This window comes from Kitasatospora sp. NPDC089509 (genome assembly GCF_044749365.1).
Classification (GTDB): domain Bacteria; phylum Actinomycetota; class Actinomycetes; order Streptomycetales; family Streptomycetaceae; genus Kitasatospora.
On sequence record NZ_JBIVHS010000005.1, the window covers coordinates 71,468 to 94,926 of the forward strand.

The 23,459-nt window shown below is 73.7% G+C and carries 20 protein-coding genes and 2 tRNA genes; 19 read left to right on the forward strand and 3 right to left on the reverse strand.

What is annotated here, in order from left to right; translation table 11 throughout:
- Positions 1 to 115: 115 nt before the first annotated feature.
- Entirely contained in the window at positions 116 to 1,423 is a 1,308-nt protein-coding gene (locus ACIP4P_RS12500) for a M14 family zinc carboxypeptidase (RefSeq protein WP_400917240.1), read from the reverse strand.
- A gap of 448 nt (positions 1,424 to 1,871) precedes the next feature.
- On the opposite strand from ACIP4P_RS12500, the gene ACIP4P_RS12505 reads away from it, so the two are divergent.
- From ACIP4P_RS12505 to ACIP4P_RS12555, 11 genes are all read left to right on the forward strand, one after another.
- Positions 1,872 to 3,800, forward strand: coding sequence for a TIGR03960 family B12-binding radical SAM protein (locus ACIP4P_RS12505; RefSeq protein WP_400917242.1), 1,929 nt, complete (start codon positions 1,872 to 1,874; stop codon positions 3,798 to 3,800).
- A gap of 224 nt (positions 3,801 to 4,024) precedes the next feature.
- Positions 4,025 to 4,786 carry a TIGR03936 family radical SAM-associated protein gene (locus ACIP4P_RS12510; RefSeq protein ID WP_400917244.1) on the forward strand — a complete coding sequence of 254 codons (762 nt, stop codon included), beginning with the start codon at positions 4,025 to 4,027 and terminating at the stop codon, positions 4,784 to 4,786.
- Positions 4,787 to 5,220: 434 nt separating this feature from the next.
- Positions 5,221 to 8,748: a ribonuclease E/G gene (locus ACIP4P_RS12515; protein WP_400917246.1), complete on the forward strand. Its 3,528-nt coding sequence runs from the start codon at positions 5,221 to 5,223 to the stop codon at positions 8,746 to 8,748.
- Positions 8,749 to 8,978: 230 nt separating this feature from the next.
- On the forward strand, positions 8,979 to 9,296 hold the full coding sequence (gene rplU / locus ACIP4P_RS12520) for a 50S ribosomal protein L21 (protein ID WP_320440935.1): 318 nt from the start codon (positions 8,979 to 8,981) through the stop codon (positions 9,294 to 9,296).
- 14 nt (positions 9,297 to 9,310) lie between these two features.
- Entirely contained in the window at positions 9,311 to 9,568 is a 258-nt protein-coding gene (gene rpmA / locus ACIP4P_RS12525) for a 50S ribosomal protein L27 (protein ID WP_030058248.1), read from the forward strand.
- A gap of 120 nt (positions 9,569 to 9,688) precedes the next feature.
- Positions 9,689 to 11,167, forward strand: coding sequence for a GTPase ObgE (gene obgE, locus ACIP4P_RS12530; RefSeq protein WP_400917249.1), 1,479 nt, complete (start codon positions 9,689 to 9,691; stop codon positions 11,165 to 11,167).
- A 244-nt stretch (positions 11,168 to 11,411) separates the two neighbouring features.
- Positions 11,412 to 12,548 (forward strand): glutamate 5-kinase, encoded by a 1,137-nt coding sequence (gene proB / locus ACIP4P_RS12535; RefSeq protein ID WP_400917251.1) that lies wholly within the window; start codon positions 11,412 to 11,414, stop codon positions 12,546 to 12,548.
- A 166-nt stretch (positions 12,549 to 12,714) separates the two neighbouring features.
- Entirely contained in the window at positions 12,715 to 13,239 is a 525-nt protein-coding gene (locus ACIP4P_RS12540) for a hypothetical protein (RefSeq protein ID WP_350510942.1), read from the forward strand.
- Between the two features lie 106 nt (positions 13,240 to 13,345).
- Positions 13,346 to 14,668 carry a glutamate-5-semialdehyde dehydrogenase gene (locus tag ACIP4P_RS12545; RefSeq protein WP_400917254.1) on the forward strand — a complete coding sequence of 441 codons (1,323 nt, stop codon included), beginning with the start codon at positions 13,346 to 13,348 and terminating at the stop codon, positions 14,666 to 14,668.
- A gap of 91 nt (positions 14,669 to 14,759) precedes the next feature.
- Positions 14,760 to 15,329, forward strand: a complete 570-nt coding sequence (locus ACIP4P_RS12550) for a hypothetical protein (protein ID WP_400917795.1) — start codon at positions 14,760 to 14,762, stop codon at positions 15,327 to 15,329.
- A gap of 105 nt (positions 15,330 to 15,434) precedes the next feature.
- Positions 15,435 to 16,496, forward strand: coding sequence for a hypothetical protein (locus ACIP4P_RS12555; RefSeq protein WP_400917256.1), 1,062 nt, complete (start codon positions 15,435 to 15,437; stop codon positions 16,494 to 16,496).
- Positions 16,497 to 16,652: 156 nt separating this feature from the next.
- Here ACIP4P_RS12555 and ACIP4P_RS12560 read toward each other — a convergent pair whose 3' ends face one another.
- Positions 16,653 to 17,720: a M48 family metallopeptidase gene (locus ACIP4P_RS12560; RefSeq protein ID WP_400917258.1), complete on the reverse strand. Its 1,068-nt coding sequence runs from the start codon at positions 17,718 to 17,720 to the stop codon at positions 16,653 to 16,655.
- Between the two features lie 290 nt (positions 17,721 to 18,010).
- Between ACIP4P_RS12560 and ACIP4P_RS12565 the strand changes: the two genes are divergently transcribed.
- From ACIP4P_RS12565 to ACIP4P_RS12600, 8 genes are all read left to right on the forward strand, one after another.
- The gene (locus ACIP4P_RS12565; protein ID WP_350510947.1) at positions 18,011 to 18,157 is read left to right on the forward strand and encodes a hypothetical protein; all 147 of its coding nucleotides are present in this window, start codon (positions 18,011 to 18,013) and stop codon (positions 18,155 to 18,157) included.
- Between the two features lie 154 nt (positions 18,158 to 18,311).
- A complete protein-coding gene (locus tag ACIP4P_RS12570; RefSeq protein ID WP_350510948.1) occupies positions 18,312 to 18,467 on the forward strand; it encodes a hypothetical protein in 156 nt (51 codons plus the stop codon).
- 149 nt (positions 18,468 to 18,616) lie between these two features.
- Positions 18,617 to 19,252 carry a nicotinate-nucleotide adenylyltransferase gene (nadD, locus tag ACIP4P_RS12575; protein ID WP_400917261.1) on the forward strand — a complete coding sequence of 212 codons (636 nt, stop codon included), beginning with the start codon at positions 18,617 to 18,619 and terminating at the stop codon, positions 19,250 to 19,252.
- A 13-nt stretch (positions 19,253 to 19,265) separates the two neighbouring features.
- A complete protein-coding gene (locus ACIP4P_RS12580; protein WP_400917263.1) occupies positions 19,266 to 21,107 on the forward strand; it encodes a LytR C-terminal domain-containing protein in 1,842 nt (613 codons plus the stop codon).
- Positions 21,108 to 21,255: 148 nt separating this feature from the next.
- Positions 21,256 to 21,714 carry a ribosome silencing factor gene (rsfS, locus tag ACIP4P_RS12585; RefSeq protein WP_350510951.1) on the forward strand — a complete coding sequence of 153 codons (459 nt, stop codon included), beginning with the start codon at positions 21,256 to 21,258 and terminating at the stop codon, positions 21,712 to 21,714.
- A complete protein-coding gene (locus ACIP4P_RS12590) occupies positions 21,711 to 22,358 on the forward strand; it encodes a histidine phosphatase family protein (protein ID WP_400917797.1) in 648 nt (215 codons plus the stop codon). The genes rsfS and ACIP4P_RS12590 overlap by 4 nt, the downstream gene beginning before the upstream one ends.
- A gap of 275 nt (positions 22,359 to 22,633) precedes the next feature.
- Positions 22,634 to 22,706 (forward strand) — tRNA-Ala (locus ACIP4P_RS12595).
- Positions 22,707 to 22,762: 56 nt separating this feature from the next.
- Positions 22,763 to 22,835 (forward strand) — tRNA-Ala (locus ACIP4P_RS12600).
- A 102-nt stretch (positions 22,836 to 22,937) separates the two neighbouring features.
- On the opposite strand, the gene ACIP4P_RS12605 is transcribed toward ACIP4P_RS12600, so the two are convergent.
- The gene (locus tag ACIP4P_RS12605) at positions 22,938 to 23,450 is read right to left on the reverse strand and encodes a hypothetical protein (RefSeq protein ID WP_400917265.1); all 513 of its coding nucleotides are present in this window, start codon (positions 23,448 to 23,450) and stop codon (positions 22,938 to 22,940) included.
- Positions 23,451 to 23,459: the final 9 nt, after the last annotated feature.

Genomic DNA, 23,459 nt, shown 5'->3' on the forward strand with positions numbered 1-23,459 from the left:
CGACGGGCGACGTGAGCGTTCGACTGCCGACTTGAGTGTTCGACGGCCAGGGCCGGTTCGGGGGAGTTCCCCGGACCGGCCCTTTGCCTTGCCGCACATGGGAGTTGACGGTGCGTCAGACCGGCTGCAGTAGGCAGTCGGCGGCGGTGAGGATCGCCCGGGTCTGGTGCGCCAGCTGCTCCTGGACCGGCACCCAGCGGGCGCCGAAGCGGTGCCGCAGCCGGTCCAGGCTGTCCGCGACGACGGTGCGGGCCCGCTCGCGGGCGGCCTCGGCGGCCGGACCGCGGGCGTCGGCGAGCAGCCGCAGCAGGATCGAGGCGACCCGCAGCGGCAGCCGGGCGGCGACCAGCCCGGCCGTGGTCGCCCGGGAGGCGCTCAGCGGCCCGGAGCACCACAGCTCCAGCCACTCGGCGGCGACCCGCGGTGCCACCGACAGGTTGAACTCGGCGGTGCGCAGCAGCGGGCCGTGCTCCGCCCGGGCCTGCGCCGGGACCCTGGCGAGCAGCGTGCTGAGCTCCTCGGTGCGGGCGGTGAGGTCGCGGGCGGCCGCGCCAACCGCCCGCAGGCCGGACGGATGGGTGCGGGCGTCGCCGACCGCGTCCACCGCCCACATCGGGACCTCCAGGACGGCGGTCACCGCGCCGTACCGGGCCGGGTACGACCAGGTGGACAGCTCGGGCTCGTCCGGCAGCGCCCGGGAGGTGCCGGGGCTGCCCGGCGCCGGCATCAGGTACGTACCGGGCGCGGGGCTGGTCCAGCCGACGGCGTCGTAGGAGTCCACGTCGAGCGGGATGCCGGCCCGGTCGGCGGAGCGGGCGAAGCGCTCGGCCAGACCCGGCACCGGACCGGTCAACTGGACGAAGGCGCCGCCGAAGTCCACTCCGTGCAACGAGCACTGCAGGAACGGGCGCAGCTCGTCGATCAGCCCGGTCAGCGCCAGGCTCTCCGGCATCGGCGGGCGGGCCGAGCCGGGGCCGGGCAGCAGTTCGGGCTGCTCCTCGAAGGCGGGGCGGAAGAAGTGCTCGTAGTGGCGGCGCATGGTGAGCGGGCCGTCCAGCCAGCCCGCGTTGAGCGCGGCGCCGTCCGGGTCCAGGCAGAGCAGCAGGTGCCAGGACAGCCCCGGCCGGGCCGGGCGCTCCAGCAGCACCTCGGCCAGCCGGACGGCGGCGGCGGTGCCGATCGGCTCGTTGGGGTGGGGGCCGCCGACCACCAGTGCGGCCCGCGGCCCGCGGTCCACCGAGAGCAGCAGCAGCGGGCGCCCGGCCCGGGAGCGGCCGACCTCGCGCAGCCGGCAGCGGTCCGGGTGGCGCAGGGCGAGCCGGCGGGCCGCGGACTCGGCCTGCGCCGGGGTCGGGTAGCGGGCCGGCCGGACGTCGGGGGGCCGCAGGGCCAGGGGCCGGACCCGCCGACCGGTGTCGGTCATGGTTCTCCTTGCGACCGGTCGCACGGCCGACGGGGCGCGGGCGGGCCGCACGCCGGACGCGGCCTGCGGGCCGGGGACGGGCTCTGCGGGGCCGGGTGAGGGGGCCGCGCGGGGACGGGTGGCGTGGTGCTGGGGCGAGCGGGCCGCCGGGGGATCGGCGTTGGCCGAGCGTACGACCCAACTCCCGTCTCCGGAAGGGGTGCAGGGCCTTGGGCAGGGCCCTGTCAGTACCGCACGGGCCGTCCGGGCGTGTCAACGGCGGACTGACCCGGCCGGCGGGCGCGCACCGCGCGTGCCGGGGCGGTCACCGACGGGGGCGGAACGCCCCGGGGCGCGCGGGCGGGCGCCGGTGCCCGGACCGGCCGTTCCGCGGATTGGGCTACCCTTGAGGGTCACCCCTCCCGTGTCGACTCGCGGCACCGAATCACGTCGTAAGGGTTCCTAGTACATGACTGTCGAATCGGTCTTCCCACGCCTGGAGGCCCTCCTCCCGCACGTCCAGAAGCCGATCCAGTACGTCGGCGGCGAGCTCAACTCGACCGTCAAGGACTGGGACGCCTGCGACGTCCGTTGGGCGCTGATGTACCCCGACGCCTACGAGGTCGGCCTGCCGAACCAGGGCGTCATGATCCTGTACGAGGTGCTGAACGAGCGCGAGGGCGTGCTGGCCGAGCGCACCTACAGCGTCTGGCCGGACCTCGAAGCGCTGATGCGCGAGCACGACGTCCCGCAGTTCACCGTGGACGCCCACCGCCCGGTCAAGGCCTTCGACGTGTTCGGCCTGTCGTTCTCCACCGAGCTCGGCTACACCAACATGCTGACCGCGCTCGAACTGGCCGGCATCCCGCTGGAGGCCAAGGACCGCACCGACGAGGACCCGATCGTCCTGGCCGGCGGCCACGCGGCCTTCAACCCGGAGCCGATCGCGGACTTCCTGGACTGCGCGGTGATCGGCGACGGCGAGCAGGCCGTCCTCGACATCACCACGATCATCCGGGCCTGGAAGGCCGAGGGCCGCCCGGGCGGGCGCGACGAGCTGCTGCTGCGGCTGGCGCGCACCGGCGGGGTGTACGTCCCGAGGTTCTACGACGTGGAGTACCTGGCCGACGGCCGGATCGCCCGCGTCGTGCCGAACGCCCCGGGCGTGCCGTGGCGGGTGTCCAAGCACACCGTGATGGACCTCGACGAGTGGCCGTACCCCAAGCAGCCGCTGGTCCCGCTGGCGGAGACGGTGCACGAGCGGATGTCCGTGGAGATCTTCCGCGGCTGCACCCGCGGCTGCCGCTTCTGCCAGGCCGGCATGATCACGCGCCCCGTGCGGGAGCGAAGCATCACCGGCATCGGCGAGATGGTCGACCGCGGGCTCAAGGCGACCGGCTTCGAGGAGGTCGGCCTGCTGTCGCTGTCCAGCGCCGACCACACCGAGATCGGCGACATCGCCAAGGGGCTGGCCGACCGCTACACCGAGGACAAGATCGGTCTGTCGCTGCCGTCCACCCGCGTCGACGCCTTCAACATCGACCTCGCCAACGAGCTGTCCCGCAACGGGCGCCGCTCCGGGCTCACCTTCGCCCCCGAGGGCGGCAGTGAGCGGATGCGCAAGGTGATCAACAAGATGGTGTCGGAGGAGGACCTGATCCGCACCGTCGCCACCGCCTACGGCAACGGCTGGCGCCAGGTGAAGCTGTACTTCATGTGCGGCCTGCCCACCGAGACCGACGAGGACGTGCTCCAGATCGGCGAGATGGCGAAGAACGTCATCCAGAAGGGCCGCGAGGTCACCGGCCAGAACGACATCCGCTGCACCGTCTCCATCGGCGGGTTCGTGCCCAAGCCGCACACCCCGTTCCAGTGGGCCCCGCAGCTGTCCGCCGAGGCCACCGACGCCCGTCTGGCCAAGCTGCGCGACTCCATCCGCGGCGACCGCAAGTACGGCAAGAACATCGGCTACCGCTACCACGACGGCAAGCCGGGCATCGTCGAGGGCCTGCTCTCCCGCGGCGACCGCCGGATCGGCGCCGTCATCCGCGCCGTCTACGAGGACGGCGGCCGCTTCGACGGCTGGCGCGAGTACTTCTCGTACGACCGCTGGATGCTCGCCGCCGAGAAGGGCCTGGCCGGCACCGGCGTCGACGTCGACTGGTACACCACCCGCGAGCGCTCCTACGAGGAGGTGCTGCCCTGGGACCACCTGGACAGCGGCCTCGACAAGGACTGGCTGTGGGAGGACTGGCAGGACGCCCTGGAGGAGGTCGAGGTCGACGACTGCCGCTGGACGCCGTGCTTCGACTGCGGGGTGTGCCCTCAGATGGACACCCAGATCCAGATCGGGCCGACCGGCAAGAAGATGCTGCCGTTGACGGTCGTCAACAAGTAGTCGGCGCCGCAGGTGCCTTCGACCCCCGTCCGGAGCGTTCCGGGCGGGGGTCTGGCGTCGGGGCTGAGCAGGGGCGGAGCGGGCGGGGTGGCGGGGCGCGTACCCTTTGGGGTGACAGAGTCCGGACAGTGGCGGGTTCACGCCACGCCGGACGGGAAGAACTGACTAAGGACTGAGCGACCCTGGCACGCCGTACGCCCGACGGTCCGCCGCCCGCGCCGACGGTGCAGCGGATTCGTCTCCGCTACACCAAGCGCGGCCGGCTCCGCTTCACCAGCCACCGTGACTTCCAGCGCGCCTTCGAGCGCGCCCTGCGCCGGTCCGCCGTTCCGATGGCCTACTCGGCCGGCTTCACCCCGCACCCGAAGGTGTCCTACGCCAACGCGGCCCCGACCGGGGTGGCGAGCGAGGCGGAGTACCTGGAGATCGGCCTGGCCGCCGAGCGCGACCCGGAGCAGTTGCGGGCGCAGCTGGACGAGTCGCTGCCCGCGGGCCTGGACGTGATCGACGCCGTCGAGGTCCGGACCCCGAACTTCGTGGAGCGCCTGGAGGCCTCCGAGTGGCTGTTGCGCCTGGACGGCGTGGAGCCGGTCGAGGCGGCCGAGGCGGTCCGCAGGTTCCTCGCCGAGGAGACGGTCGAGGTCGAGCGCCTGACCAAGAACGGCGTGCGGGTCTTCGACGCGCGCGGTGCGGTGGCGGCGCTGGAGGCCGTCGAGTCGCAGGTCGACGGCGGTGCGGACACGGCGGCCGGAACGGACCGCGATGTTCGGACCGGCCGTCCCTGTGCGATACTGCGCCTGGTAGTACGACACGCCACACCCGCCGTACGACCCGACGACGTATTGTCCGGTCTCCGTGCGACGGCCGACCTGGCGCCGCCGGTCCCCGCAGAGGTGACCAGGCTGGCGCAGGGGCCGCTCGACGAGGAGTCCGGCACGGTGACCGACCCGCTGGCGCTCGACCGCGCCGCGGCCCCGGCCGGCTGAGAAACGGCTGCCGGACCGCGCGCTACCGCGTCCGCCTAGTGGGCGGAGGCCGGGTCCAGTGCCTCACTGGACCCGACGGTCCTCCAGGGTTCCCGCGGCTCCCCAGGGGAGCGAGCGTCGTCGCAGCACAGGCCCGCCACTCGGGGCCCGCCGACCAGGACGGTCGGTGGCCCGGGACCCCTTCCGGGAGCCACCCGGGGTTGGGGGACGGCTCAGCTTGGGAAAACCTCAGAAGACTGGTCAGACCAGAAGACTTTCGACACCCCGCCGAACGCGGGGCGCCGAGCGAGACTACGAGCCCCTGTGCGGCCTCGCGTCCGCGCGGCGGCACCGTCAAAGGGTCCGGCCCGCGCATCGTCACGATGCCGGCCGTCCACTGACGCAGTGCCGTGCCCGGATGCGGAGCCCGGGGGCCTGACGGGAGATCCACCCGCATGCTCGATAACACCGATCCGCAGCAGACTGCGGCCACGGAACAGAACGGAACCGCCGTGACCGGTGGCGAGGGCGCGTCCGCCGCGCCGCCGCGCCGTCGTCGCCGGGCGGTGTCCCGCCCGGCCGGCACCCCGCAGGGTGCGGCCGTCGAGGCGGCCGAGACGGTCGTCCCGGTCGAGACGCCGGCCGCCGCGGCCGAGGCGCCCGCCGAGTCGGCCCCGGCGGCCGAGAAGCCGGTCCGGGCCCGCCGGACCCGCAAGCGTGCCGAGGCCCCGGCCGGTGCCCCGGAGGAGACCGCGATCGTGGTCACCGCGCCGGCGGCCGAGGAGCCCAAGGCCGAGGAGCCGAAGGCCGAGGAGAAGGCGGAGAAGCCCGTCCGGGCCCGTCGGACCCGCAAGAAGGCCGAGGCCCCGGTCGAGGAGCCGGTGGTCGAGGCCGCCGCTCCGGTCGAGGCCCCCGCCGCCGCCGAGCCGGTGGCCGAGGAGGCCCCGGCCGCCCCGGCCCGCCGCCCGCGCCGCCGTCGCGTGGTCGAGGCCGCGCCGGTGGTCGAGGCCCCGGTCGAGGAGCCGGTGGCCGAGGAGCCCGTCGAGGAGGAGCCCGCCGAGGAGGAGGCCGTCGAGGTCGCCGCCCCGGCTGCCGCCCCCGCGCCGGTCGCCGAGGCCGAGCCGCACCACCGGGTGCGCCGCCGCGCCGTCCGCCCGGCCACCGCGGTCTTCCAGGCCCCGGTGTTCCAGGAGCCCGCCGCCTACGTCGCGCCGTCCGCGCCCGCGCCGCAGCAGCCCGCCGCCGCCCCGGCGCCGGTCGAGGCCCCGGCCCCGGTTGCGGTCCCGGCTGTGGCCGCGGCCGCAGCCGAGCGTACGGAGGAGGACGAGTACGAGTACAGCGGTGTCGGCCGCCGTCGCCGGGTCCGCGCCCGGGTCGAGGCCGGTCGCCGCAAGCCGGTCGCCGAGGCGCCGGTGAAGGGCAAGGCCGCGGCCAAGGCCGCCGCCAAGGCGCCCGCCAAGGCCGTCGTGGTCGAGGCCCCGGCCGTCGAGGCGCCCGTCGTGGAGGCCCCCGCCGCCGGTCCGGAGACCGAGGACGAGTGGGAGGACGGTCGTCCGTCCCGTCGTCGCCGTCGGGGCGGCCGTCGCCGTCGCCGTGGCGAGGCCGAGGAGTTCGAGGCCGCCGAGGCCGTCGAGGTCGAGCAGCCCGCCGAGGAGCCGGTCCGGGTCGTCGCCGCCGTCGAGGAGGACGACGAGGAGGACGACGACGACCTGGCCTCCGGCCTGTCCTCGTCCCGCCGTCGTCGCCGCCGTCGCCGCCGCAGCGGTGAGGCCGGCGCCGTCGAGACCGCCGAGACCACCGAGGACGGCGTCCGCACGGTGGTGAAGGTGCGCGAGCCGCGCCGCCGCTCCACCGAGCCGTCCTTCGACCCGGACGAGGTGCAGTCCATCAAGGGCTCGACCCGTCTGGAGGCGAAGAAGCAGCGTCGCCGCGAGGGCCGCGAGCTGGGCCGCCGCCGGGTGCCGATCATCACCGAGGCCGAGTTCCTGGCCCGCCGGGAGTCGGTCGAGCGCGTCATGGTGGTGCGCCAGAACGGTCAGCGCACCCAGATCGGCGTGCTTGAGGACGGCGTGCTGGTCGAGCACTACGTCAACAAGGAGCAGGCCACCTCGTACGTCGGCAACGTGTACCTGGGCAAGGTCCAGAACGTGCTGCCGTCGATGGAGGCCGCCTTCGTCGACATCGGCAAGGGCCGCAACGCGGTGCTGTACGCCGGTGAGGTCAACTTCGGTGCGCTCGGCCACGGTGGCCCGCGCCGGATCGAGTCGGTGCTGAAGTCCGGCCAGTCCGTGCTGGTGCAGGTCTCCAAGGACCCGATCGGCCACAAGGGCGCCCGCCTGACCAGCCAGATCTCGCTGCCCGGCCGCTACCTGGTGTACGTGCCCGAGGGCTCGATGACCGGCATCTCGCGCAAGCTGCCCGAGAACGAGCGCGCCCGCCTGAAGCAGATCCTCAAGCGGATCGTCCCGGACGACGCGGGCGTCATCGTGCGCACCGCCGCCGAGGGCGCCTCCGAGGAGGAGCTGACCCGGGACGTCCAGCGCCTCCAGCAGCAGTGGGAGGACATCCAGAAGAAGGCCGCCACCGGCAACGCCCCGGCGCTGCTGTACGGCGAGCCGGACATGACCGTCCGGGTCGTCCGCGACATCTTCAACGAGGACTTCACCAAGGTCATCGTCTCCGGCGACGAGGCGTGGAAGACCATCCACGAGTACGTCTCCAACGTGGCCCCGGACCTCGCCGAGCGGCTCCAGCGGTGGACCTCCGAGGTGGACGTGTTCGCCACCTACCGGATCGACGAGCAGCTGATGAAGGCGCTGGACCGCAAGGTCTGGCTGCCCAGCGGCGGTTCGCTGGTGATCGACCGCACCGAGGCGATGGTCGTCATCGACGTCAACACCGGGAAGTTCGTCGGCCAGGGCGGAAACCTGGAGGAGACGGTCACCCGGAACAACATCGAGGCGGCCGAGGAGATCGTGCGCCAGCTGCGGCTGCGCGACCTCGGCGGCATCATCGTGATCGACTTCATCGACATGGTGCTGGAGTCCAACCGGGACCTGGTGCTGCGCCGTCTGCTGGAGTGCCTGGGCCGGGACCGGACCAAGCACCAGGTGGCCGAGGTCACCTCGCTGGGCCTGGTCCAGATGACCCGCAAGCGGGTCGGCCAGGGCCTGCTGGAGTCCTTCTCCGAGGCCTGCGTGCACTGCAACGGCCGCGGTGTGATCGTCCACATGGAGCAGCCGAGCGCCCACGTCCACGCCCCGGCGGCCGCCGCGGTCGAGGCGGGCCCGGCCGGCGGCAAGCGCCGGCGCCGGGGCAAGGGCGGTGCGGGCCAGGAGGAGCCGCAGGCCGTCGAGGCCGGTTCGTCGGTGGCCGAGGCCGTCGTCGAGGCGTTCGCGGAGCCCGCCGAGCCGGTGCGCGAGGAGATCGAGGGCCAGCTGGCCCTGGAGGTCCCGGGCGTCGAGGAGCCGGTCGTCGAGACCGTGCCGGCGGTGGAGCCGGTGGCTGTGGAGGCCCCGGTGGCCCCGGTGGCCGCCGCTCCGGCCGGTCGGCCGCGTCGCCGGGCGGTGCGCAAGGCGACCGCTCCGGCGGGTGCGCCGCAGGCCGCCGAGATCGTGGTGCTGCAGGCGAAGGCCGACGCGGCCCTGGAGGCGGCCCTGGCGGCCGCCGCCCCGGCCGTCGAGCCGGTTGCCGAGGCCGCTGCCGAGGTCGTCGCTGAGGCGGCGCCCGAGGCCGTCGTCGCGCAGACCCCGGACGCGCAGGAGGCTCCCGCCGAGGAGACCCCCGCCGCGGAGGAGGCCGCCGCCGAGGAGGCCCCGGCCCCCAAGAAGCGGGCGGCCCGCAAGACCGCCGCGAAGAAGACCGCCGCCAAGAAGACGACCACGGCGGCCAAGAAGACCACCGCCCGCAAGACCGCGACCAAGCGGACGAGCGCGGCGGCCAAGAAGGCCGCGGCCGCCGAGGGTGATACGGCGGCGGAGTAGTGCCCACGCCCGGGGCGGGAGTCCTCCCGCCCCGGGGCGTACGGGCCGGTTTGCCCCACGGGCGACCGGTCCGTATTCTTGACCATCGGCGTGTCTACGCCGCGCTCCCGAGCACATCACCTTCCCGAGCACTCCGCGTCCTGCGCGGCGCGAACGGGGAGAGGCTCCTGTGTCCGTACCCAGGTGGCTGGCGTCGGGAGTTCCGACCGAGTTGGGAAAGTAGGTACCGCATGTACGCGATCGTTCGCGCAGGCGGCCGCCAGCACAAGGTCGCCGTCGGCGACGTGCTGGAGATCGACCGTATCGAGGCCAAGCCGGGTGACTCGGTGGAGCTCTCGACCATCCTGGTCGTCGACGGTGAAGCCGTCACCTCCGACCCGTGGGTCCTGGCCGGCGTGAAGGCTCACGCCGAGGTGGTCGACCAGACCAAGGGTGACAAGATCATCATCCTGCGTTACAAGAACAAGACCGGCTACCGCCGTCGTCAGGGTCACCGTCAGAAGCACACCGCGGTGCGCATCACCAGCATCGACTCGGTCAGCAAGTAAGGGGATAGCGAAAAATGGCACACAAGAAGGGCGCAAGCTCTACTCGTAACGGCCGTGACTCGAACGCCCAGCGCCTTGGCGTGAAGCGCTTCGGTGGCCAGGTCGTCTCGGCCGGCGAGATCCTCGTCCGCCAGCGCGGCACCCACTTCCACCCGGGTGCCGGTGTCGGCCGTGGTGGCGACGACACCCTGTTCGCGCTGACCGCCGGTGCGGTGCAGTTCGGCAACCGTCGCGGCCGCAAGGTCGTCAACATCGTGGCCGTCGAGGCCTGAGTCCCCGCGGACTCACGAGTCGCCTGACGACTCACAACGAAGGGTGGGCCGGAATGTTCCGGTCCACCCTTCGCGCTTTACGCAGAAGCAAGCAGACTCATCCGTACTGGAGGCACACCCATGACCACCTTCGTGGACCGCGTCGAACTTCACGTCGCCGCGGGTAACGGAGGCCACGGCTGCGCCTCCGTGCACCGCGAGAAGTTCAAGCCGCTCGGCGGACCGGACGGCGGCAACGGCGGTGAGGGCGGCAGCGTCATCCTCACCGTGGACTCGCAGATCACCACCCTGCTGGAGTACCACCACTCGCCCAAGCGCAAGGCCGCCAACGGCAAGCCCGGCGCCGGCGGCCACCGCACCGGCGCCCTCGGGGGCGACCTCGTCCTGCTGGTGCCGGACGGCACCGTGGTGCTGGACCGCCAGGGCAACGTGCTCGCCGACCTGGTCGGCCACGGCACCAGCTTCATCGCCGCCCAGGGCGGCCGCGGCGGCCTCGGCAACGCGGCGCTGGCCTCGGCCCGCCGCAAGGCCCCCGGCTTCGCGCTGCTCGGCGAGCCCGGTGAGGCCCGTGACATCGTCATGGAGCTCAAGTCCGTCGCCGACGTGGCGCTGGTCGGCTACCCGAGCGCCGGCAAGTCCTCGCTGATCTCGGTGCTCTCCGCCGCCAAGCCGAAGATCGCGGACTACCCGTTCACCACCCTGGTCCCCAACCTCGGTGTGGTCACCGCCGGTGAGAGCGTCTACACCATCGCCGACGTGCCCGGCCTGATCCCCGGTGCCAGCCAGGGCCGCGGCCTGGGCCTGGAGTTCCTGCGGCACGTCGAGCGCTGCTCGGTGCTGGTGCACGTGCTGGACTGCGCCACCCTGGAGCCCGGCCGCGACCCGCTGACCGACCTGGAGACCATCGAGGCCGAGCTCGCCCAGTACGGCGGTCTGGAGGACCGCCCGCGTCTGGTCGCGCTCAACAAGGTGGACGTCCCGGACGGCCAGGACATCGCCGACCTCACCCGCACCTCCCTGGAGGAGCGCGGCTACCGGGTGTTCGAGGTCTCCGCCGCCTCCCGCAAGGGCCTGCGCGAGCTGAGCTTCGCGCTGGCGCAGATCGTCACCGAGGCGCGCGCCGCCAAGCCGGTCCAGGAGTCCACCCGGATCGTGCTGCGGCCCAAGGCCGTGGACGACGAGGGCTTCACCATCACCGAGGAGGACGGCGCCTACCGCATCCGCGGCGTCAAGCCGGAGCGCTGGGTCCGCCAGACCGACTTCAGCAACGACGAGGCCGTCGGCTACCTGGCCGACCGGCTGGCCCGCCTCGGCGTCGAGGACCGGCTGTGGAAGGTCGGCGCCCACGAGGGCGACACCGTCATCATCGGCCCGGACGAGAACGCCGTCGTCTTCGACTGGGAGCCGACCATGGCCGCCGGTGCCGAGATGCTCGGCCGCCGCGGTGAGGACCACCGCATGGAGACCCAGCGCCCGGCGGTCGACCGCCGGCGCGAGAAGCAGAAGGGGCGGGACGCGGCCGAGGCCGAGTACCTCGCCTTCGAGGCGCTCTCCAGCGGCCGGCAGGCGGCCATCGAGGACGACGACGAGGACCACTGAGTCCGGCGGTCGATGACGCGCACGGCCCCGCCACCCGTCGAGGTGGCGGGGCCGTGCGCGTCCTTCCGGCCTGACGGACCGTCACCCCGCCCGCGCGGCCGGGCACTTCGGCGGGGGCCGGTCGGCCCGGGTCCAGCCGTCGGAACTCCCTGGGGGTGACCTGCGCGGATCGCGTAGATTGCGGGGACGACGGCCCGGCCGGGACCCGCCGCGGCCGCACCACACCGGAAGGGCGTACAGCGAGATGAGCGAGGACTCACTGCGGGAGGAGGTGCTGACCGCACGCCGGATCGTGGTCAAGGTCGGCTCCTCCTCACTCACCACGGCGGCCGGGGGCCTGGACGCCGACCGGGTGGACGCCCTGGTGGACGCGCTCGCCAAGGTGCGTAGCGGACCGGACGCGCCCGAGGTCGTCCTGGTCTCCTCCGGAGCCATCGCCGCCGGACTCGCCCCGCTCGGCCTGGACAAGCGGCCCAAGGACCTGGCCCGCCAGCAGGCCGCCGCCAGCGTCGGCCAGGGACTGCTGGTCGCGCGGTACACCGCCTCCTTCGCCCGGTACGGCATCCGGGTCGGCCAGGTGCTGCTCACCGCCGAGGACGCCAGCCGCCGCGCCCACTACCGCAACGCCTACCGGACGCTGGACCAGCTGCTGGCGATGGGCGCGATGCCGATCGTCAACGAGAACGACACCGTGGCCACCGCCGAAATCAAGTTCGGGGACAACGACCGGCTGGCGGCGCTGGTCGCCCACCTGGTCCGGGCCGACCTGCTGGTGCTGCTCTCCGACGTGGACGGCCTCTACGACGGCGACCCGTCCCGGCCCGGCACCAGCCGGATCGCCGAGGTCAGCGGCCCGCACGACCTCGACGGCATCCAGATCGGCAGCGCCGGCAAGGCGGGGGTCGGCACCGGCGGCATGGTCACCAAGGTCGAGGCGGCCCGGATCGCGACCGGCGCGGGCATCCCGGTGGTGCTCACCGCCGCCAGCCACGCCGCCGACGCGCTGGCCGGGCGGCCCACCGGCACGCTCTTCCGGCGCACCGGCAGCCGCAGCTCCGGCCGGATGCTCTGGCTGGCCCACGCGAGCAGCCCGCGCGGCGCCCTGCACCTGGACGCCGGTGCGGTCGAGGCGGTGGTCTCCGGCGGCGCCTCGCTGCTGCCCGCCGGGGTGACCAAGGTCGACGGGGACTTCACCGCGGGTGATCCGGTGGACCTTCTTGCCGAAAACGGCCACATCGTGGCCCGCGGACTGGTCAACTTTGATGCGAAGGAGTTGCCCCGCCTGCTCGGCCGGTCCACCCGCGACCTGGCCCAGGAGTTCGGCGCCGGGTACGAGCGCGAGGTCGTCCACCGCGACGACCTGGTCGTTCTGCACGGCTGACCGGCCGTTCGGCCGGCACCGGTCGTGCGGCGCAGTGCGGTCGGCGGGCCGCTCCGTACCGGGAGCGGCCCGGCCGCGGGCGAGGAGGGGCGCAGCCGTACCGGTCGGCCGAGGGCCGACGGGTCCGGTGGGGGACGACACGACATCGCCGAACAGGAGGCCGCCGGTGGAACGCAGGCGCGAGGCAGCGCTGACCGGAGGGACGGCGGGCCGGCGGCTGACCAGTATCGACGGCGGACGCGGGGACGGACCCGCCGAGCCGGCCGGTCCGCCGCCGCAGAGGCCCGGCGGGGTGCGCAGACTGCGGCCGCAGCGGGCGCAGGCCGCGGACCCGCCCAACGTGCCGGAGCAGGCACGGCTGTGGCACGTGGTGCTGAGCGTGGCCGGGCAGACCACCCCGCTGTCCTCGCTACGGGCCTCGCTGGAGCAGCTGGCGCACGACCACTCGTTCTTCCTGACCGCCCGCTACGCGGCCGACCACGCCGAGATCCGGTACTGGGAGCAGGCCCGGGACCTGCACGACGCGGCGGCGATAGCGCTGCGGCTGTGGGGCGAGCACAAGGTGACGGCCGGCCTGCCGCCGTGGGAGATCGTCGGGCTGGAGGTGGTCGACCGGGCGACGTACCACAAGCGGGTGGCGGAGGGCTTCGGAGATCCGCCGCCGCACCTGGGCGGAGTGCACCCGTACTGAGCGGGGTGCACCCGTACTGAGCGGGCACGGGTACTGAGCGCGTACGGGCCGTCTCACCGGGCGGAAACAGGGCTCGGTGGGACGGCCCGGTCGCTACCCTTGCGGCATGACCAGCGACCTGAGCACCGCCGACAGCCCCGTCCTCGCCGTAGCGCGCCGAGCCCGGGAGGCCGCCGCCGCGCTGGCCCCGCTGCCGCGCCGGGCCAAGGACGCCGCGCTGCTGGCGATCGCGGACGCGCTGGTGGCCCGCAGCGCCGAGATCGTCGCGGCCAACGCCGAGGACGTGGCCCGGGCCCGCGGGGCCGGGACGGCCGAGTCGGTGATCGACCGGCTGAGCCTGACCGACGAGCGGATCGCCGCGATCGCCGCCGACGTGCGCGACGTGGCCGGGCTGGCCGACCCGGTCGGCGAGGTGGTGCGCGGCTACACCCTGCCGAACGGCCTGGACGTGCGCCAGGTGCGGGTGCCGCTCGGTGTGGTCGGCATCATCTACGAGGCCCGGCCGAACGTCACGGTGGACGCCGCCGCGCTCTGCCTGAAGTCCGGCAACGCGGTGCTGCTGCGCGGCTCCGCCTCCGCCTACCGCTCCAACACCGCGCTGGTCGCCGTGTTGCGGGACGCCGTCGTCGCGGCCGGGCTGCCCGCCGACGTGATCCAGCTGGTGCCGGGGGAGAGCCGGGACTCGGTGCAGGAGCTGATGCGCGCCCGCGGCCTGGTCGACGTGCTGATCCCGCGCGGCGGGGCCTCGCTGATCCGCACCGTGGTCGAGGGTTCGACCGTCCCGGTGATCGAGACCGGCACCGGCAACTGCCACGTGTACGTGGACGCGCGGACCGACCTGGCGATGGCCGTCGGCATCCTGCTGAACTCCAAGGCGCAGCGGGTCAGCGTCTGCAACTCCGCCGAGACGCTGCTGGTGCACCAGGACGTCGCCGACGCCTTCCTGCCGTTGGCGCTGGCCGCCCTGGCCGGGGCCGGGGTGACCGTGCACGGCGACGAGGCGGTGCTCAAGGCCGCCGAGGGCAGCGGTGCCACCGTGGTGCCGGCCACCGAGGAGGACTGGGGCACCGAGTACCTGTCGTACGACCTGGCCGCGGCCGTGGTGCCCTCGCTGGACGCCGCCGTCGAGCACATCCGCCGCTGGTCCTCCGGCCACACCGAGGCGATCGTCACCACCTCGCAGGCCGCCGCCCGCCGCTTCACCCAGTTGGTGGACTCGACCACGGTGGCGGTCAACGCCTCCACCCGCTTCACCGACGGCAGCGAGTTCGGCTTCGGCGCGGAGATCGGCATCTCCACCCAGAAGCTGCACGCCCGCGGCCCGATGGGGCTGCCGGAGCTGACCAGCACCAAGTACATCGTCACCGGGGACGGGCACGTCCGCGGCGAGGCGACGCAGACCGTCGGCGGGGGAGCGGAGGACCGCTGAGCGGTGCTCCGTCACACGTGTGACGGACCAACTGCCGGGAGCCACAGACAAATCGCCCGGCCGGTAATACGCTGAATCCGTGGCTGAGGATGTGGGGGGCTTGCCGTACCCCGACGGCGCCGACCACGGTGGTGCGGACGACGAGTTCGCCACCGTGGTCTTCGATGAGGCCTTCGTCCGGTCCGCCGCCGTGCACGAGCCGACGGCCAAGGAGCGGCGGCTCGCCGCGGCCGAGGCGCGGTTCGAGCCGGACGGCGCGGGACCGGGTTGGAGCCATGAGAGCACGGCCGGGGACGGGTTGCCGCTGGAGCTGCGCCCGTACCCGAGCGGGCTCGACGAGGACCACCTGTACCCCGATCCGTGGTCGGGCCCGGGCCGGACGGTCGGCCGTCGGGGCCGACGGTGGGGGCGGCCCTACGACCCGGTGCGTGCCCGCGGGCGGTACGTGGCGCAGCAGCGCTGGCACCGGCCGGTGGCCTGGGTGCTCGCCGTGATCATGGGCGTGAGCCTGGTGGCGGTGGCGGTCGCGGCGATCTACCAGGGCGTGGGCGGCTCCTCGGGCGCGCCCCGGCGCCCGGAGTCGGGCAGCAGCAGTCCGGGGGCGGACCCGCGGTCCGCGCCGGCCGAGCCGTCGCTGGTGGTCACCGCGCCCGCGGGCTGACCGGGGAAGCGGCGGCGCACGCCCGGGGCGGCCGGTCACGCAGCGTCCCCGGCAATCTGCGCGGAGGCCCTCGTGGCGGGGCTGGTGTACGCCTACCCTGGTGGTATGGGTGACCCGCGCGAACCTCCTGAGGGTCCGCCCGAGGGCGGTTCCGGCAACGAGGACGAGTTCCGGTCCGTCGTGTTCGACGAATCGTTCGTGCGGGCTGCCCGGATCCAGGAACTGTCCGCCCGGGAGCGGCTCGCGGGCTCCTTCGGCAAGGCCACCCGGGCCCGGGTGCGGCTCGGTCCGCTGGGCACCGTGCCGCGTCAGGCGCTGGCCCTGCTGCTGATCATCCTGGTGGCCTTCGGGGCCGCGGTGTACTTCGGGGTGAACTCGCCCAACGGCGTCCCGGTGCGGCCGGAGGGCAGCCAACTGACCGTCAGCCTGGTCGCGTTGAGCCCGGCCTCGACGGTCCGTCCGGTCGCCGACCCGGCGCACCCGTTCGCCGCGCTGCCGCCCGGGTACGGCGTGGGGACGACCGGGCTGAACACCCCGACCGGGGCGGCCACCGAGCACTACAGCAAGGTCGAGGTGACCAAGGCGCTGGACACCGTGCAGCGCTACCTGGTGGCGTCCTCGCTGGCGCCCGCGGCGCTGGTCCAGGGGGCCACCGCGGACGTGCGGACCTTCGTGACGCCCGGCGAGCAGGCGCAGTTCGACGCGGGCACCGCCCAGCCGGTGGACGACCGGCACCACGCGGTGACCGGCTGGATCGTCCGGTTCGACCCGGCGCAGGTGGCGCTGGCCTCCGACACCGTGGAGGTGGTCGGCGCGATGCGGGTCGACGAGGCGGACAACGGCACCCTGCAGATCACCACCGACCACACCTTCGTGTACGCGCTGAAGCCGGCCGGTGCGGCGGCCGGGGCGCCGGTCACCCTGCAGACCGTGCGGCGCGAGCTGACCTTCCAGTTCGACCGGGTGGACCTGGCCACGGCGCAGCTGCGGCTGGTGGACGCGGTGCTGCAGGCCGGGCCGGACCCGTGCACCGCCTCGCTGGCGGGCTTCCTGCAGCCGGTGCTGGCCACCGCGCAGGGCACCGCGGTGGCGCCGCCGTCGCCGGTGGACCCGGGCGACCACGCGCGGCCGGCCTGGCAGGTGTGCGGGGTGCTGGCGGGGAGCTGAACCGGGACGGCGCGGCGGGGGGGGGGGCCCGGGGGGGGCCCCCCCCCCCCCGCGGGGGGGGGCGCGGGGGGGCGGGGGGGGGGGGGGGGGGGGGGCGCCCCGGGGCGGGGGGGGGGGCGGGGCCCGGGGGGGGGCCCCGGCCCGCCGGGCGGTGGTTCAGCCCTGGTCGCGGTCCTTGGCGTCGTCCGGGGAGGCGCCGCCGCGGGGGCCGCCGGTGAAGGTGTCGCGCAGCTTGCCGCCGACGGTCGCGGCGCCGCCGGCCACGTCCCGGAGCAGGCCCATCAGCGGGTCCTTGCTCTCCTTCACCGAGGTCGTGTAGTGCTCGGCGGCGGCCTTCCACTGCTCGCCGACCGAGGTGTCCCGGTCGTCCGTGCGGCGCGGGTAGGCGCCGGCCATGATCGAGCGGTACTCGTCGCTCTCCGCCCACTTCTTCAGCTGGGCGACCCGGACCACCGCGAACGGGTGGGTCTGCGGCAGCAGCTGGAGCAGCTTGAGCACGCCGTCGCGCAGGTCCCCGGCCTTCTCGTACTCCTCGGCCTGCTCCAGGAAGGCGTCGACGTTCATCTCGGCCAGGTTGTGCCCGCCGGCCAGCTTCATCAGGGCCCGCATGGACGCCTGGAGGTCCTGCCCGGCGAGCAGGCCGGCCCGGTCGCTGGACAGCTCGGCCTTGCGGAACCACTCCTTGAGCGCGGTGACGATGGCCATGATCGCCAGGTTGCCGAGCGGCACCCAGGCGATCCGGGTGGCGATGTTGGTGAGGATCATCAGCATCGTCCGGTAGACGGCGTGGCCGGACATCGCGTGGCCGACCTCGTGGCCGATGACGGAGCGCAGCTCCTCCTCGTCCAGCAGCTCGACCAGGCCGCTGGTGATCACGATGATCGGGGTGTCGATGCCGATCGTGAACGCGTTGACCGTCGGGTCCTGGGTGACGTAGAGGTCCGGGACCTGCTCCAGGTCGAGCACGTAGGCGGCGTCCCGGACCATGTCGTTCAGCTCGGGGAACTGGCGCTCGGAGGTCTTCACGGCGGTGGCCAGGAACATCAGCCGGATCGAGCGCTCGGAGACCAGCCCGGCGAGCTTCTTCAGGACGTCGTCGAAGCCGGACAGCCGGCGCAGGGCGACCAGTGCGGAGCGGTCGGCGGGGTGCTCCCAGGCCCGGGTGGAGATCTCGGGGAAACGGGTGCGCCGCCGGCTCGGGGTGTTCGCGGTCGGGTCGGTCATGGTCTGAGTACCTCCTGGTCGACGGCGGCCCCGGCGCAGTGGCCGGCCCCCCGCTGGTCTTCGACTGCGACGAGTCGGGTGCTCGTCGGCTTGGTCCGCAACTCGTGTGCAACGACTGTCCGTGCAACGTCCGCGGTTGCGTACTCGTCCCCGGGGCCAGGGTACGCGCGGCGCGGGCCGGTCCCGGGGGGTCGGTGGGCGGCGCCGTTGTGAAGCGGGTTTACCCTGATTCCCCTGGAGAACCGAGACCGGACCCGGCCGCGGTACGAGCAGTACGAGGAGTCCCTCAGATGTCCACCGAAGCGCTGGTCAGCCTTGCCGCCCCCATCTCCGACGAGCCCGGTCCGGGCCTGTTCCTGCGGATCATCGTGATCGCGTCGGTCGTCGGGATCGGCCTGCTGGTCTGGATCATGGCCCGCGCCTTCCGCGGCCAGTAGACCCCGCCTCCCCGCGGTGCGGGCTCACACCCGGTCAGCGGCGGTGGGCCGCCGAGCGGTTGCCGCGTAACCCCCCGTACGATGACGGGTGGGCCCTCACCGGCCCGGAACCACCCCCAGGTCCGTTCACCGAGCCGAGAAGGTCCCGACGACCATGAGCACTGCTGCCGCACTCCCCGTTCTGAACCTCCTCGCCGAGGGCGAGGGGGGCAACCACGACAGCCTGAACCCGCTGCTGACGGGTGGCGCCGCGCTGTTCATCCTGATGCTCCTGCTCTTCATCGTCACCCGCTTCAACCGGGACCGCTGAGCCGGGACCACGGACCGCTCGGGGAGCGTCCGGCCGAACGGGCCGGCCGCTCCCTCACGCATCTCCGGACGGGCCCCGCACGGCCTCTCCGGGCAACCCCCACACGGCCGTTCCCGTCCCGCAACGGGCGTCGCGTAAGGTGTGGCGGCATGGGAGAGCAGGCCGGGAATCCCGGCGGACCGGAACCGGTGAAGAAGCGCCTCGGCGTGATGGGCGGCACCTTCGACCCGATCCACCACGGCCACCTGGTCGCCGCGAGCGAGGTGGCCAGCGCGTTCCACCTGGACGAGGTGATCTTCGTCCCGACCGGTGAGCCCTGGCAGAAGAGCGACCGCCACGTCACCCCGGCGGAGGACCGCTACCTGATGACGGTCATCGCCACCGCGGAGAACCCGCAGTTCTCGGTGAGCCGGATCGACATCGACCGCCAGGGCCCGACGTACACCGTCGACACCCTGCGCGACCTGCACGCGATGCACCCGGACGCCGATCTCTTCTTCATCACCGGCGCCGACGCGCTGGCCCAGATCCTGTCCTGGCACGACTCCGACGAGCTCTTCTCGCTGGCCCACTTCATCGGCTGCACCCGGCCGGGACACACCCTGTCGGACGCCGGTCTCCCGGTGGGCGGGGTCTCCCTGGTGGAGGTCCCGGCGCTGGCCATCTCCTCCACGGACTGCCGCAACCGGGTCGCCAAGGGCGAGCCGGTCTGGTACCTCGTCCCGGACGGCGTGGTCCGCTACATCGACAAGCGGGCGCTGTACGCGACGCCGCACGGGACCTGAGCCAGGAGCGGGCGTGACCGATCGCAGCGGTAACGGCAACGGCAACGGCGGCGGGCAGCGGCCGGAGGAGTGGTCCACCGGCCAGTACCAGCAGCCCTACCAGGGGCAGGGGCAGGCCTACCCGCAGGGGCAGCAGCCGCAGGCGTACGAGCAGCAGTACGAGCAGCAGCAGTACGACCAGTACGGGCAGCCGGTGTACGGGCAGGGTTCGTACGGCGGGCAGCAGGCCCAGGGCTACCAGCAGGGCGGGCAGTTCCCGCAGCAGCAGGGGTACGGGCAGCAGTACGAGCAGCAGCAGTACGACCAGTACGGGCAGCCGGTGTACGGGCAGGACCCGTACGGCTACCAGCAGCAGGGCTACCAGGACCAGGGGTACCAGCAGCCGTACCAGGCCGCACCGGCCGCGCAGGCCACCCCGGTGGTCGCCGAGCCGCAGCCCGGGGCGCCCGCCGCCGCGCCCACCGCCGCGCCCGCGCCCGTCGTGGTGCCGCCGCCGCGCCGGCGCACGCCCCGGCCGGCCGGGGCGACGGCCCCCGCCGAGCCGGCGGCACCGTCCGAGCAGGTCGCCGGGGCACGCCCCGGCAAGGCCGCCGGCCGGACCCCCGAGGACGCCTACGCGACGGGCGAGTTCTCCTTCGCCGAGGAGGAGGCGGAGGAGTCCGAGGACGTCATCGACTGGCTGAAGTTCACCGAGTCGCGCGGCGAGGTGCGCGCCGAACGCCGCCGCAAGCTGAAGAACCGGCTGATCGGCCTCGGTGTGGTGCTGGCGCTCGCGGCCGGCGGCGTCGGCGGCTACCTGTGGTTCACCGGGGACAAGCCGACCGCGGCCGCCGCGGCCGGCGGGCGGCAGGTCAACGTCGTCCACCTGCGCGACCTCCAGGGCAAGGTGTCCAGCGCGCTGCTGGTCGACGACGTCTCCGGGCACAAGGGCACGGTGCTGCTGCTGCCCGACGTGCTGCGGCTGCCCGGCCCGGGCGACCCGCCGGTCACCACGGTCGGCCAGGCGATGGACGCGATCGGCGCCTCGGCGACCCGCGACGGCCTGTCCACCGTGCTCGGCGCCCCGGTGGCCGGCACCTGGCGGCTGGACACCCCGTACCTGGAACTGCTGGTCTCCCAGCTCGGCGGGATCCGGGTGGACACCAACGCCGAGACCCACGAGGGCGGCAAGCCGGACGGCAAGGTGCTCGCCCCGGCGGGCAAGAACACCCTGCTCAGCGGGAAGGCCGCGGTCGCCTACGCCACCCTCCAGGGGCCGAACGAGAACCGGGACGCCCAACTGGCCCGGTTCGGCCAGGTGATGGACGCGCTGGTGCGCACCATGCCGACCGCGTTCAAGGACGCCAAGGACGACGTGCACCGGATGAACGCGGTGCTCGACCCCTCGCTGCCCGAGGACGCCCTGGCCGGGGTGCTCGCCCAGCTCGCCCAGCAGGCCAAGGACGGCCACTTCGGCACCACCGCGCTGACCGTCAAGCCGGACGGCACCCTGGACGAGGCGACCGCGGGCAAGCAGGTCAAGGACGTGCTCGGCGGCACCGTGAAGTCCGCGTCGGCCGGCGACGCCCCCGCCCGGGTCGCGCTGCAGGACGCCTCCGGCAACGACGCGGCGGGCGCCGCCGCACAGGTCCAGATCGTCAACTCGGGCCTGACGTTCATCCCGGGCGGCGCCAAGACCGCGCCGCAGGCCACCAGTGAGATCCGCTACACCGACGACGCCAAGCAGGCCGCGGCGAAGTCCCTGGCGACCAGCCTGGGCCTGCCGGACACGGCGGTGAAGAAGGTCGGCGACGCCCAGAACGCGGACCTGGTGGTCGTGCTCGGCAAGGACTACCAGCCGCCGAAGAACCAGTAGCCGGCGCCGCCGCCGTCCGTGCGGAGGCCGGCGGACCCCTGCGGCCCCGGAAATGCGTTCCGAGGCCGCAGGGGCGGCGTGAGATCCTGGAAGGCGACCCCGGCCGCCGTGCCGGGGCCGCCCCAAGCCGCCGAGCCGGAAGAACACCGTGACCGTCACCGACCACAGCCAGCAGCTCATCACCGTCGCCGCGCAGGCGGCGGCCGACAAGCTCGCGCACAACATCATCGCGTTCGACGTCAGCGAGGTGCTGTCGATCACCGACGCCTTCCTGATCGCCTCCGCGAACAACGACCGCCAGGTCCGCTCGATCGCCGAGGAGATCGAGGACCAGCTGCGCGAGCAGCTGGACATCAAGCCGGTGCGCCGCGAGGGCGAGCGCGACGGCCGCTGGATCCTGCTCGACTACCTGGACATCGTCGTGCACGTCCAGCACGCCGAGGAGCGCTCCTTCTACTCGCTGGACCGCCTCTGGAAGGACTGCCCCGAGCTCCCGCTGCCGGCGGACGCCCTGGAGTCGCGCAACCGCCCCGACGCGATCACCGACGAGGCCGGCAACGCCGTCGCCCCGGCCGACGACTTCGGCAAGCCCGAGGACCTGCACTGAGCCGGGACGCGCGCGGCCCGCGCATCGTCTTCTGGCGGCACGGTCAGACCGCCTGGAACCTCGAATCGCGGTTCCAGGGCAGCACGGACATCGAGCTGACCGGCCAGGGCGTGCTGCAGGCCCAGCGGGCGGCCCGACTGCTCTCCGGCCTCCACCCCGACCTGCTGATCTCCTCGGACCTCAAGCGCGCCCGGCGCACCGCCGAGGAGCTGGCCGCGGTCACCGGGCTGGACGTCCAGCACCACGAGGGCCTGCGCGAGACCTACGCGGGCTCCTGGCAGGGCCTGACCAACGCCGAGATCCGTGAGCGGTACCCGGAGGAGTACGCGGCCTGGGCGGCCGGGGAGCCGGTGCGCCGCGGTGGCGGCGAGCTGGCCACCGAGGTGGCCGACCGCTCGGTGCCGGTGGTGCTGGAGGCCGTCGGCAAGCTGCCGGAGAACGGCACGCTGGTGGTGGTCAGCCACGGCGGGACCATCCGGACCATGCTCGGGCGGCTGCTCGACCTGGAGCCGCCCGTGTGGGAGCGCTTCGGCGGGCTGTCCAACTGCTGCTGGTCGGTGCTCGGCCAGGGAACGCGCGGCTGGCGGCTGCTGGAGCACAACGCGGGCACGCTCCCGCAGCCGGTCATCGGCGACGACACCTGAGGGTCGACCCGGGCGGCTCCGCCCGTCGGCGCGCTTCGGTCGGGGCGCGCCGACGGGCGGGCGGCGGTCGTCGGGCGACGGCGGGTTGGCGGCGGTCGTCGGGCGACGGCGGGTGGGCTGTGCGTGGGCCGCGTGCGGTCGAGGGGGCTCCCGGGGCCCGCGCGGGGGGCGTGGAAGAAGCGGATTTCGCAGTTCCGGCCCTGACCGGCTAGAGTCTTCCTCGTTCGCAGGGAAGGAACGCGGCCCGGAAGGGAAGCGGGAGATCCGGCGAGTGCGGGGCTATAGCTCAGTTGGTAGAGCGCTTGCATGGCATGCAAGAGGTCTGGGGTTCAATTCCCCATAGCTCCACTCCGCATCGGCGGTCGTGGAAATCGGAGTTCCGGAGCCAGGGTCGCCCGCGTCGCGGGGCTATAGCTCAGTTGGTAGAGCGCTTGCATGGCATGCAAGAGGTCTGGGGTTCAATTCCCCATAGCTCCACAGTAGTTCGGAAGGCCGTCACCCATCGGGTGGCGGCCTTCCGGCATTTCGCGGCGGGTCGGGCGGGTCGGGCGGGCCAGGTGCGCCCGTCGCCCGGGCCGCTCACGGCTTGCAGGTGTGCCGCCAGCCGCCCGGCGGCAGGGAGTCGAGCCGCCCGACCGGCTCGCGGTCGTCCGGGTCCTCCGGGACGTACACCACGATGTAGCACTCGGGCACGCCCGGCATCGTCAGGTACGTCGCGTTCAGCCGCAGCACGCCGAGCTCCGGGTGGCGGAAGATCCGCAGCAGGGTCTTCGGCGGCGCCACCTCCTGGCGGGCCCACACCTCCCGGAACAGCTCGCTGCGGGCCGACAGCCGCCGCACGTGCTCCTCCCGCACCGGCTCGCCCACGTGCCTGCCGTACGCCGAGCGCAGCCGGCGGGCGGTGCGCCGGGCCGGCTGAGCCGACCGTCGGGTGTTGCTGCGCCGGGCGCTGCTGACGGAGCCACCGGCGGCTGCCTGCGGTTTCCCGGGACCGTCCCGGGAAACGGATTTCAGGAGCACGCCCCGGACCGTGTAAAGTAATCGATGTCGCCAAGGGAAACCGGACGGAAACGACGGGAAGCCCGGTGACATCGCAGGTCC

What these genes read in the sequence shown, in the direction of transcription:
- ACIP4P_RS12500 (WP_400917240.1), bottom strand. Translation starts at nt 1,423, where the DNA reads ATGACCGACACCGGTCGGCGGGTCCGGCCCCTGGCCCTGCGGCCCCCC.
- ACIP4P_RS12505 (WP_400917242.1), top strand. Translation starts at nt 1,872, where the DNA reads ATGACTGTCGAATCGGTCTTCCCACGCCTGGAGGCCCTCCTCCCGCAC.
- ACIP4P_RS12515 (WP_400917246.1), top strand. Translation starts at nt 5,221, where the DNA reads ATGCTCGATAACACCGATCCGCAGCAGACTGCGGCCACGGAACAGAAC.
- rplU (WP_320440935.1), top strand. Translation starts at nt 8,979, where the DNA reads ATGTACGCGATCGTTCGCGCAGGCGGCCGCCAGCACAAGGTCGCCGTC.
- rpmA (WP_030058248.1), top strand. Translation starts at nt 9,311, where the DNA reads ATGGCACACAAGAAGGGCGCAAGCTCTACTCGTAACGGCCGTGACTCG.
- obgE (WP_400917249.1), top strand. Translation starts at nt 9,689, where the DNA reads ATGACCACCTTCGTGGACCGCGTCGAACTTCACGTCGCCGCGGGTAAC.
- proB (WP_400917251.1), top strand. Translation starts at nt 11,412, where the DNA reads ATGAGCGAGGACTCACTGCGGGAGGAGGTGCTGACCGCACGCCGGATC.
- ACIP4P_RS12545 (WP_400917254.1), top strand. Translation starts at nt 13,346, where the DNA reads ATGACCAGCGACCTGAGCACCGCCGACAGCCCCGTCCTCGCCGTAGCG.
- ACIP4P_RS12555 (WP_400917256.1), top strand. Translation starts at nt 15,435, where the DNA reads ATGGGTGACCCGCGCGAACCTCCTGAGGGTCCGCCCGAGGGCGGTTCC.
- ACIP4P_RS12560 (WP_400917258.1), bottom strand. Translation starts at nt 17,720, where the DNA reads ATGACCGACCCGACCGCGAACACCCCGAGCCGGCGGCGCACCCGTTTC.
- ACIP4P_RS12565 (WP_350510947.1), top strand. Translation starts at nt 18,011, where the DNA reads ATGTCCACCGAAGCGCTGGTCAGCCTTGCCGCCCCCATCTCCGACGAG.
- ACIP4P_RS12570 (WP_350510948.1), top strand. Translation starts at nt 18,312, where the DNA reads ATGAGCACTGCTGCCGCACTCCCCGTTCTGAACCTCCTCGCCGAGGGC.
- nadD (WP_400917261.1), top strand. Translation starts at nt 18,617, where the DNA reads ATGGGAGAGCAGGCCGGGAATCCCGGCGGACCGGAACCGGTGAAGAAG.
- ACIP4P_RS12605 (WP_400917265.1), bottom strand. Translation starts at nt 23,450, where the DNA reads ATGTCACCGGGCTTCCCGTCGTTTCCGTCCGGTTTCCCTTGGCGACAT.